General features: G+C 64.0%; 9 protein-coding genes, 1 pseudogene and 1 riboswitch. Of the genes and pseudogenes, 5 read left to right on the forward strand and 5 right to left on the reverse strand.

What is annotated here, in order from left to right; translation table 11 throughout:
• A pseudogene (locus MESS2_RS08670) lies at positions 1 to 625 on the forward strand (hypothetical protein); the annotation flags it as partial.
• Between the two features lie 38 nt (positions 626 to 663).
• On the opposite strand, the gene MESS2_RS08675 reads toward MESS2_RS08670, so the two are convergent.
• Genes MESS2_RS08675 through MESS2_RS08690 form a run of 4 tightly spaced genes read right to left on the reverse strand, consistent with a single transcriptional unit; the run spans position 664 to position 3730 of the window.
• On the reverse strand, positions 664 to 963 hold the full coding sequence (locus MESS2_RS08675) for a CcdB family protein (protein ID WP_008873805.1): 300 nt from the start codon (positions 961 to 963) through the stop codon (positions 664 to 666).
• Entirely contained in the window at positions 963 to 1205 is a 243-nt protein-coding gene (locus MESS2_RS08680; RefSeq protein WP_040592538.1) for a type II toxin-antitoxin system CcdA family antitoxin, read from the reverse strand. The genes MESS2_RS08675 and MESS2_RS08680 overlap by 1 nt, the downstream gene beginning before the upstream one ends.
• Positions 1206 to 1261: 56 nt before the next feature.
• Positions 1262 to 3082 carry an ABC-F family ATP-binding cassette domain-containing protein gene (locus tag MESS2_RS08685; protein WP_008873807.1) on the reverse strand — a complete coding sequence of 607 codons (1821 nt, stop codon included), beginning with the start codon at positions 3080 to 3082 and terminating at the stop codon, positions 1262 to 1264.
• Positions 3083 to 3085: 3 nt separating this feature from the next.
• Positions 3086 to 3730, reverse strand: coding sequence for a thiamine diphosphokinase (locus MESS2_RS08690; protein WP_008873808.1), 645 nt, complete (start codon positions 3728 to 3730; stop codon positions 3086 to 3088).
• A gap of 114 nt (positions 3731 to 3844) precedes the next feature.
• Positions 3845 to 3959: riboswitch (TPP riboswitch) on the forward strand.
• A 43-nt stretch (positions 3960 to 4002) separates the two neighbouring features.
• On the opposite strand from MESS2_RS08690, the gene thiB reads away from it, so the two are divergent.
• The 4 genes from thiB (at position 4003) to MESS2_RS08710 (ending at position 9387) form a co-directional block, all read left to right on the forward strand.
• On the forward strand, positions 4003 to 5001 hold the full coding sequence (gene thiB / locus MESS2_RS08695; protein ID WP_008873809.1) for a thiamine ABC transporter substrate binding subunit: 999 nt from the start codon (positions 4003 to 4005) through the stop codon (positions 4999 to 5001).
• Between the two features lie 259 nt (positions 5002 to 5260).
• A complete protein-coding gene (thiP, locus tag MESS2_RS08700; protein ID WP_008873810.1) occupies positions 5261 to 6880 on the forward strand; it encodes a thiamine/thiamine pyrophosphate ABC transporter permease in 1620 nt (539 codons plus the stop codon).
• Positions 6877 to 7662 (forward strand): thiamine ABC transporter ATP-binding protein, encoded by a 786-nt coding sequence (thiQ, locus tag MESS2_RS08705; protein WP_008873811.1) that lies wholly within the window; start codon positions 6877 to 6879, stop codon positions 7660 to 7662. The genes thiP and thiQ overlap by 4 nt, the downstream gene beginning before the upstream one ends.
• 255 nt (positions 7663 to 7917) lie before the next feature.
• Entirely contained in the window at positions 7918 to 9387 is a 1470-nt protein-coding gene (locus tag MESS2_RS08710; protein WP_008873812.1) for a M48 family metalloprotease, read from the forward strand.
• Between the two features lie 79 nt (positions 9388 to 9466).
• Here the strand turns inward: MESS2_RS08710 and MESS2_RS08715 are convergent, their stop codons facing one another.
• Positions 9467 to 9931 carry a cupin domain-containing protein gene (locus tag MESS2_RS08715; protein ID WP_040592537.1) on the reverse strand — a complete coding sequence of 155 codons (465 nt, stop codon included), beginning with the start codon at positions 9929 to 9931 and terminating at the stop codon, positions 9467 to 9469.
• Positions 9932 to 10030: the final 99 nt, after the last annotated feature.

Here is a 10030-nt window from a genome sequence, read left to right on the forward strand (position 1 = left end):
CGCTCCGGCAGCTCCGGCCCCAGGTGCCGCACCGGTTGCACCGACAGCGGCACCGGCGGAAACGGCAGTGCCGGTCGGCCAGAAGGCGATCTTCTACGAGGAGCGCACCAGCACCGCCCAGGGCTCGGCCGAGCCCGGCAGCATCGTCTGGTCGCTGGTGCAGGAATCGCCTGGCGGTAACCTGCCGCCCGAACCGGCGATCCGCGCCGAGGCGACCATCCCCGGCAAAGATGTTCAGTTGCGCATGACCATCCGCCGCAACACCGACCAGACGCTGCCGGCGAGCCACATTATCGAGATGATCTTCCTGACACCCGAGGGCTTCGATGGCGGCGGCGTCGACAACATCCTGCGCGTCGCCATGAAGAGTTCCGAACAGGACGCCGGCAGCCCGCTGATCGGCATCCCGGCCAAGATCGCCGACGGCTTCTTCCTGGTCGCGCTCAACGACACCAAGGCGGACGAAGACGCCAATCTGACCCTGCTCAGAGGCCAGGACTGGATCGACGTGCCAGTCGTCTACAAGACGGGCCGGCGGGCCTTGCTCACCATGGAAAAAGGCATTCCGGGCGAAAAGGTGTTCGACGAGGCGCTGAAGGCCTGGCAAACCAAGACGGCGGGCTGAGGCTCGGCGCGCCTCCCAACCCAAAGCTCCCCTTCGGCTCAGAAGCCCTGGAACAGCATGTCGAGTGCCGTGACGATGTCGTCATGGTGCTTTGACAGATTGCCATCGGCTTGGCGCAGTTCGGAATCTGTCATGGCCGATATGAATTGGGTGACCATCACATAGTCTTTCCCATCGATGACAAAGACCGGGTTCAGGCGGCGTCCCGGTACGGGCGCATTATTTGGCGGCAACAGCGGCACGACAACGCGTATGTTGAGATGTTCGAGAAGATTGCACTGAACGTCGAGTAGATAAGCATCGCCTTCGACATTCCTGTAAAGATCGTAGCGTGCCATCAAAACAGCCGGTACTTGGCCAATGGCAGTCCGTTGCGCCTGACATAATCGTTGGAGCTCTCGATCGCTTCCCTGTTTTCCTCTTGCCACCGGCGTGTTTTTTCTGCTGAAATCGCCTTGGCGATACCCTCCTCGGCGGCGCGAGACATATTAATACCCAACGCCTTAGCGTCTTCGATCAATCTGGAGTCAATGGAGGTGTTGACCGATTTTCGTTGAGCTTTTGGAGACGATTGAAGCATGGAGCAACTCTCATTCATGCGCATAAGATAGGCGCATAAAAGCACGCATGCAATCCCTACTCCTCCATCTCCTCGCGCAGCATCTCCAGTTCCAGCCACTCCTCCTCGAGCACCGCCAGCGTGGCGCGCTCCTTGTCGAGCGCGGCGATGGTCTTCTGGAACGAGGCCGGGTCGCGTTCGTAGTAGGCGGGGTCGGCGATGTTGTTTTCCAGCCGCGAGATCGAGGCCGTCACCGCCTCGATCTTCCTGGGCAGGGATTCCAGCGCGAATTTCTGCTTGAACGATAGTTTTTTCGCCGGAGCCTTTGGCGCAGCGGGCTCGTTCCTGCCAGGCGCCGGTGCGTCACCGTTCTCGGCCTTCGTCCGCGCCTTGCGGTCGTCGAGCCTGGTGCCGCCGCGTTGCGCCAGCATGTCCGAATAGCCGCCGGCATATTCGATCCAGCGGCCGCCGCCGTCGGGTGCGATCACGCTGGTCACGGTGCGGTCGAGGAAATCGCGGTCGTGGCTGACCAGGATCACCGTTCCGGCAAAGCCGGCGACCAGTTCCTGCAGCAGTTCCAGCGTCTCCATGTCGAGATCGTTGGTCGGCTCGTCGAGCACCAGGAGGTTCGCCGGCCGCGCCAGCACGCGGGCGAGCAGGAGGCGCGCCCGCTCGCCGCCGGAAAGCTCGCGCACCGGCGTGCGCGCCTGTTCCGGCTTGAACAGGAAATCCTTCATGTAGGAGACGACGTGGCGCTGCTCGCCATTGATGACGAGGTTCTCGCCGCGTCCGTCAGTCAGATAGCTGGCCAGCGTCTCTTGCGGATCGACGGCCTCGCGCTTCTGGTCGAGCGTGGCGGTCTCCAGATTGGTACCGAGCCGCACCGTGCCTGCATCCGGCTGCAATTCGCCGGTCAGCATCTTCAAAAGCGTCGTCTTGCCGGCGCCGTTCGGCCCGACCAGGCCGACACGGTCGCCGCGCTGGATGCGGGTCGAAAACCCCTTGACCACCGTAAGATCGCCAAAGCTCTTCCCGATGTTCTTCGCCTCGATGACCAGCTTGCCGGATTCCGCCGCGTCGCTGGCCACCATGGCCGCCGTGCCTTCGGCGCCGCGATGGCCGCGAAAGCGCTGGCGCATGGTCTGCAATTCGCCGAGCCGGCGCATGTTGCGCTTGCGCCGCGCCGTCACGCCATAGCGCAGCCAGTGCTCCTCGCGCACGATCTGCCGGCCGAGCTTGTGCTGCTCGCGCTCTTCCTCCTCCAGTACCTGGTCGCGCCATTCCTCGAAATGGCCGAAGCCCTTGTCGAGCCTGCGGGTCCGGCCGCGGTCGAGCCAGACGGTGGCGCGTGACACGCGCTCAAGGAAACGGCGATCGTGCGAGATGACGACCAGCGCCGAAGAGGTACGGTTAAGCTCCTCTTCCAGCCATTCGATGACCGACAGGTCAAGATGGTTGGTCGGCTCATCGAGGAGAAGAATGTCGGGCTCGGGCGCCATGACGCGGGCGAGCGCGGCGCGCCGCGCTTCGCCGCCGGAAAGGTCGTTCGGCCGCTCCTCACCGGAGAGGCCGAGATGCTCCATCAGATAGGTGGCGCGGTAGGGATCGTCGGCAGGGCCGAGCCCCGCCTCGACATAGGCGCGGACATTGGCGAAACCATCCATGTCGGGCATTTGCGGCAGATAGCGCACCGTGGCCGAAGGTTGGCGGAACACCTCGCCGTCCTGTGGCTCGATCAGACCTGCGGCAATCTTCAGCAGCGTCGACTTGCCGGAGCCGTTGCGGCCGACCAGGGCGATCTTGTCGCCCGCCGATGCCGTCATCTCAGCGCCATCGAGCAGCGGCGTGCCGCCAAAGGTCAGCTTTATCCCGTCGAGATTAAGAAGCGGCGGCGCCATAAATCAACTTTCGGGAAGCGGGTAGGGATGGGCGAGCAGCAGCGCACGGCCATGGCCCAGTGCGATCTCGAGCCGGCCTTTGACCTCGTTGGAAATGGTCAGCGACGACCCGAACGCGACTTCGACATGGTTCAGCGGCCATTTGGCGCCGGTCACGGTCAAGCCGGAAAGGTCGGAGAAGCCGAGGATCGAGAACAGCGTGCCGCCGGCATAATCGAAGCCTGCCTTGCCCGGCAACAGAGGGACGCCTTCCTGGGCGCCGCTGGTCAACAGTACCTTCGTCCCTTCCTCAGCCAGCCGAACGCCGAGCGCCAGATGCAGGAAGGCGTGGTCGGCGCGCTTGCCGCCGAAGGCGCCGGCGAGCACGAGGCTGGTCGCACCGCGTTCGAGGGCGGCGGCAATGGCGAGTTCGCCGTCGGTCATGTCCTTCTCGGCCGGAAACACTTTTCGCGGCACGGAAGCCAGATCGTCCGGCAAATCGGCCGGCACGGAATCGAAATCGCCGACCCAGAGCTCCGGGATGAGGCCCAGCATCCGGGCATGGCCGATGCCGGCATCGGCAGCGATGACGCGCGAGCCTTCGACCTGGCGGTCGAGCAGCGGCGTGCGGATGAGATCGCCGCCAAGCAGGATGGTGAATGTGCTCATATCGCGTGGCCCTTACCAGCCCTGTCCAAGAAACGGAAGGCGAAACGCAAGGCCATGCCTCGGCTGCCGGCAAACTTCCGCTTGCGCGGCACTTCGGCCGGGCCTATGTGTCGAAACGCTCTAACGGGGTGCCGGACGCGATCTTCGCGGACCGGCTGAGAGGCAAGCCTGCCAACCCGCTGAACCTGATCCGGTTTGTACCGGCGGAGGGATTAGACGTTTCGGACATCCCGACGCCTCAATTCCTTTCAACGCGAACGAAGGAGGCGCCGATGCGCACGTTTTTATACTCCGTTATCTCGGCAATAGTGCTCGCTGGCCCGGTGCCGGCATCCGCGCAGGACAAACTCACCGTCTATACCTATGAGAGCTTCACCGCGGACTGGGGTCCAGGCCCCGCGGTGAAGAAGGAGTTCGAGGCCGAATGCGGCTGTACTGTCGATTTCGTGTCGGTCGCCGACGGCGTGGCGTTGCTCAACCGCGTCAAGCTGGAAGGGGCGGCAACCAAGGCCGACATCGTGCTCGGCCTCGACACCAACCTGACCGCCGAGGCCAAGGCGACCGGGCTGTTTGCGCCGCATGGCGGGGTTTCGGATGTCGATGTGCCGGGCGGCTGGAGCGACGATACCTTCGTGCCGTTCGACTATGGCTATTTCGCCGTCGTCTATGACACCCAGAAGCTGAAGACGCCGCCGAAGAGCCTGAAGGAGCTGGTCGAGGGCGATGCCGCCGACAAGATCGTCATCCAGGATCCGCGCACCTCGACGCCAGGCCTCGGCCTGCTTCTGTGGGTGAAGTCGGTCTATGGCGACAAGGCGGCGGAAGCCTGGGCGAAGCTCAGGGCCAAGGTTCTCACGGTGACACCGGGCTGGAGCGAGGCCTACGGGTTGTTCACCAAGGGCGAGGCGCCGATGGTGCTGTCCTACACCACTTCGCCGGCTTACCATATGGTTGCCGAAAACAGCGAACGCTACCAGGCGGCTTCCTTCGAGGAGGGTGAGTATCTGCAGATCGAGGTCGCCGGCATCACCACATCAGGCGCCAAGAACCCGCTGGCGCAGAAGTTCCTGACCTTCATGACCGGGCCGAAATTCCAGGACGTCATTCCCGAGACCAACTGGATGTTCCCGGCCGGCAAGACCGACAAGCCTCTCAACCCGGCTTTCGACAAATTGGTCAAGCCGACCAAGACCTTGTTGTTCAGCCCCGGCGAGGTCGCGGCCAACCGCAAGGCCTGGGTGGACGAATGGCTGGCGGTGATGAGCAAATGAAGCTTTAGATTTCTGCATGGTGTTCGCTCCACGCCACCCCCCTCTGGCCTGCCGGCCATCTCCCCCGCAAGGGGGGAGATCGGCAGCTTCGCCGCCCCGCTCATCCCTGTCACCGTGGAGATTGGCGAAAGCGGCTGAGTGTTCAATCTCCCCCCTTGCGGGGGAGATGGCCGGCAGGCCAGAGGGGGGTGGGCGGGAACTCGACCTCCGCCAAGCATTTCCGCCATTCAACACCCATCGCAGTGTTGGGTAACGCGAAATGCAGATTCGCCATCCTGCCGACTCCCGCGTCACAGCCGGCATCCTCGCGCTGGCGGCGATAGCACTTTTGATTGGCGGGGCGTTCGCCGGGCTGGTCCTCGAAGGCACACGCGACCTGTCCGGCGCGGCGTCGGCCTTCGATCCCTATCTCCTGCGCGTTGTCCGTTTCACCCTATGGCAGGCACTTCTGTCGACGCTGCTTTCCGTCGTGCCGGCGCTGTTCGTTGCACGTGCCCTGTCGCGGCACCCGCGCTTTTTCGGCCGCAGCTTCATCCTGCAGCTTTTTGCCTTGCCGCTGGCGCTGCCGGCCATCGTCGCGGCGCTCGGCGTTCTGGCCCTCTACGGCAGGGCCGGCTATTTCGCCGGCATTCTCAGCCAGATCGGCGGCCAGAGCTGGCCCGGCATCTACGGTCTGTCCGGCATCCTCGTCGCCCATGTCTTCTTCAATCTGCCGCTCAGCGTGAGGCTGTTCCTTGAGGCGCTGGGAACGGTGCCGGCCGACCAGTGGCGGCTGGCGAGCCAGCTCGGCATGGGGGCGGCGCCGGCCTTCCGGCTGATCGAATGGCCGGTGCTAAGGGCAGCACTACCTGGCGTCGCCGGGCTCGTCTTCATGCTCTGCATCACCTCTTTCACCATCGTGCTCACGCTGGGCGGCGGGCCGGCTGCGACGACGCTGGAGGTCGCCATCTACCAGGCTTTGCGCTTCGATTTCGATCCGGCCCGCGCGGTAACGCTGACACTGCTGCAGATTGGCCTGACTTTCATGGTGGTTCTGGCATTGATGCGGCTTGGCGCCAATACGGTCGGCGACGCCAATTTGCCGGTGGCGCCGCGCCGGTATCTTTCGGCAGGCACTGCCGAGACGTTGCTGAACGCTTTGGTGATCATTGCCGCGCTGCTGTTCGTCGCCGGACCGATGGCGGCCACGGTGGTTTCAGGCCTTGGCGCCGATCTCGGCAGGCTGGCCGGCGAGAGCGCGGTGCGGCAGGCGACACTGACCAGCGCCATGCTCTCCTTGCTGTCGGCGTTGCTTTCGGTGGCGCTGTCCTTGTCGCTCATCATGGCGCGGCGGGCATTGGCCTTGAATCGCGGCATTGGCGCCAGGACACTGCTCGAACACGCCACCGATACCGGCGCCGGCTTCGTCCTCGTCGTGCCGCCCATCGTCATCGGCGCCGGCTGGTTCCTGTTGCTGCGCGCGGTCACCGATGTCTTTGCCATCGCTCCGGTCATGGTCGTCGCCGTCAACGCGGTGATGGCAATGCCCTTTGCCGTCCGCGCCGTCCGCCCCGCCTATGATGCGGCGAGCGAACGCCATGAACAGCTCTGTGCACAGCTCGGCATATCCGGCTGGAGCCGGCTAAGATTGGTCGACTGGCCGTCGCTCAGGCGGCCGCTTGCCACCGGTTTCGCCTTCGCCATGGCGCTGTCGCTCGGCGATCTCGGCGTCATTGCGCTGTTCGGCAGCGATTCGGTGCAGACATTGCCTTATCTCTTGCTGGCGCGCATGGGCAGCTATCGCACGGCTGACGCCGCCGGGCTGGCACTGCTGCTCGGTTTCGTCTGCCTCGCGCTGGTCCTTGCGGCTGACTGGCTGGGACGAGGAGAAAGAACATGACCTCTGCCGGGAACGCTGCCGGAGCGGACAAAGGCGCGGCGGTGCGGCTGGAACAAGTCTCGTTCAGCTATGGCGAAACACCGTTCCTGTTCGATGTCGAGTTTGCGGCGTCGAAGATCACCGCCATCATGGGGCCGAGCGGCTCGGGAAAATCGACGCTGCTCAATCTGGTGGCCGGTTTCGAGACGCCGCGATCGGGACGCGTGATGATCGGCGACGCCGATGTCGGTACCGAACCGCCTTCGGCGCGGCCGGTGTCGATGGTGTTCCAGGAAAACAATCTCTTTGCCCATCTTTCCGTCGAACGCAATGTCGGGCTCGGCCGCTTGCCTTCGCTCAGGCTGACCGAGGCCGACCATGCCGCGGTCGCCGAGGCGCTCGAGCGCGTCGGCCTCGCCGGCAAGGAACAGCGTCTGCCGCGCGAACTCTCGGGCGGCGAGCGGCAGCGCGTGGCGCTCGCACGCGTCCTGGTGCGCGACCGGCCGGTGCTTCTGCTCGACGAGCCGTTCGCCTCGCTTGGGCCGGCCTTGCGCGATGACATGCTCGATCTGCTGGCCGGCGTCCATGCGGAGCGGGGCATGACGGTGCTGTTCGTCACGCACCAGCCGGAAGATGCGCGCCACATCGGCCAGAACATGGTGTTCCTGGACAATGGCACGGTTGCCGCGACGGGCGTCGCCGCCGATTTCTTCGGCCGCTCTGGACCGGAAGCCTTCCAGCGCTATCTCGGTGCAGGTCCGTTTGGCGACGGATCACGAGATGTTGCCCGGAAGCGGACATAATTTATGGCCAAACCAGCTTCAGGCGATGCGGCGTTTGCTTGCCATGGTCCGAGTAGTGTGGCTAGGTCGGCCCATACCAGTCCGGCGCAGGCTGTGATTTGCCATTACGGCGCCACGCGTCCTGTTCGACGCGAAAGGGGCGCGTAGCAGTTTGATTTTGCGCATGGTGCTTCCGAAAATCGGCATCGATTTTCGGAGTCATGCGTTGAGACCCGAAAGGAAGCTGTTCTGCCAATCGGCACCGACAGAGTGAGCATGAATCCGCTGGCGCGCTTTCTCGTGCTGGCCGGCTTTGCCGTGGCGCTGGCGAGTTGCCAGATGTTCACGCCTCCCGAGGTCCAGGAATCCGGCTTCCAGCCTTCCGACAAGCCGATCACGGTCGATAATGTCGCCGCCAACAGCAAGCTCGCTGAAATGGCGAAGGCGCAGCATCCGCGTATCCTTGCCACCTATGGCGGCGAATATTCCGATCCCAGACTGGAGCGCATGGTCGCCAAGGTTGTCGGCCGCCTGACCGTGGTGTCGGCCAACCCGACCCAGACCTACCGCATCACCATCCTCAATTCGCCCAACGTCAATGCCTTCGCATTGCCGGGCGGCTATCTCTACATCACGCGCGGCCTGCTGGCGCTGGCCAACGATTCGGCCGAGCTTGCCGCGGTCATCGCGCATGAAATGGGCCATGTCACCGCAAACCATGGCCTGCAGCGCCAGCAATTGGAGGCCGAGGAAGGGTTGGCGACCAAGGTCGTCTCCGACGTGCTCGGCGACAGCCCGACCGCCAAGGCAGCGCTGATCCGCGGCAAGCTCAGGCTGGCGCAATTCTCTCGCAATCAGGAGCTTGAGGCCGACGCCATCGGCATCAAGTCGATCGGCGAGGCGGGTTTCGACCCCTATGCCGCCGGCCGCTTCCTGCAGTCGATGTCGGCCTACACCGATTTCCGCTCGATCAGCGGCGCCACCGACGCCAGCCTCGACTTCCTGGCCACGCATCCCAACACGCCGCAGCGCATCGATCTGGCGCAGCGCCACGCCCGCCAGTTCGGCGCGCCCGGCGTCGGCTCGCGCGACCGCGATTCCTTCCTCGCCGGCATAGACGGCCTGCTCTATGGCGACACGCCGGAGGAAGGCTATGTGCGCGGCGAAACCTTCCTGCACCCGGGGCTCGGCGTGTCGTTCTCGGTGCCGGACGGCTTCATCATCGACAATTCGGCGGCAGCGGTGACAGCGACCGGGCCAGGCGACATGGCGATCCGCTTCGACGGCGTGTCGATAGACAAGGCCCGCCCGCTGACCGACTATATCCGCAGCGGCTGGGTGGCCGGTCTCGACGACAGCAGCGTGAAACAGGAGACGATCAACGGCAATGAGGCGGCGACCGCACAAGCCGGCGCCGAAGGCTGGCAGTTCGACATCGCGGTGATCCGCGCCGGCGGCCAGGTCTACCGGCTGTTGACAGCGGCCCCGTCCGCCAGCACCACCCTCGATGGGGTGGCGCGTTCGGTCAGCGGCTCGTTCCGCATCCTGAGCCCGACCGAAAAGGCGGCGCTGAAGCCGCTGCATATCCGTGTCGTCACCGTCCAGCCGGGCCAGAACATGGGTTCGCTCGCCGCGCAGATGGTGGGAGTCGACCGCAAGCTCGATCTGTTCAGGGTGATCAACGCGCTGTCACCAGGTGCTGCGGTTTCGGCCGGCGACAAGGTCAAGATCGTCACGGACAAATAGACCTGGCGAACACCCGTTGCCGATGGCGGTCGCTCCGGCAAGATTTTAGTGTCCGATCCGAGCCACGTCACGAAGCTATTTATTTTCTCGCTGGCCAGTCCTGCAGAAGGGTAATCCCAAACCTCGGCGCGGCTGCCTTGAGCCGCTCGATATCGGCAGGTGCAGGCGGCCCGACGACCTCTCCCTTGCGGAGTTCATGACCGCCTTCGGCGAGAAACTGCTCGAACACACTTGGCGTGCCTATCAGGATGTAGCGAACGGGCCGACTGCCGTTGTTCATGAGCTGATGCGGGATACCGCGCTTCAAAAAGATGCTCTTGCCCGGCGAGAGCGTTCGGGCTTCGCCATCCAAAACTGCGGTCAACTGTCCTTCAATGACGTAAACGGTCTCGTCGTCATCCGCATGAACATGAATCGGCGTCTTCGTCTGGCCGCTGCTTCTGTTTTCGAACAGACAGAATGAACCATTCGTCTGTTCGCCTGAGACCAACCGCTTCATGACGACGCCCGCGAGCACAAATTCCTTTTGTTCAAAATCTGTCATTCAATCCTGCCAGGCCAAAAGACAAGCACGGGGCTTGCACCGATGCTCATCACGCTGGCCGGACTAGACCGAAGTTCGCGGCCCTAAGGACAGTCGTCA

This window comes from Mesorhizobium metallidurans STM 2683, assembly GCF_000350085.1.
GTDB lineage: Bacteria > Pseudomonadota > Alphaproteobacteria > Rhizobiales > Rhizobiaceae > Mesorhizobium > Mesorhizobium metallidurans.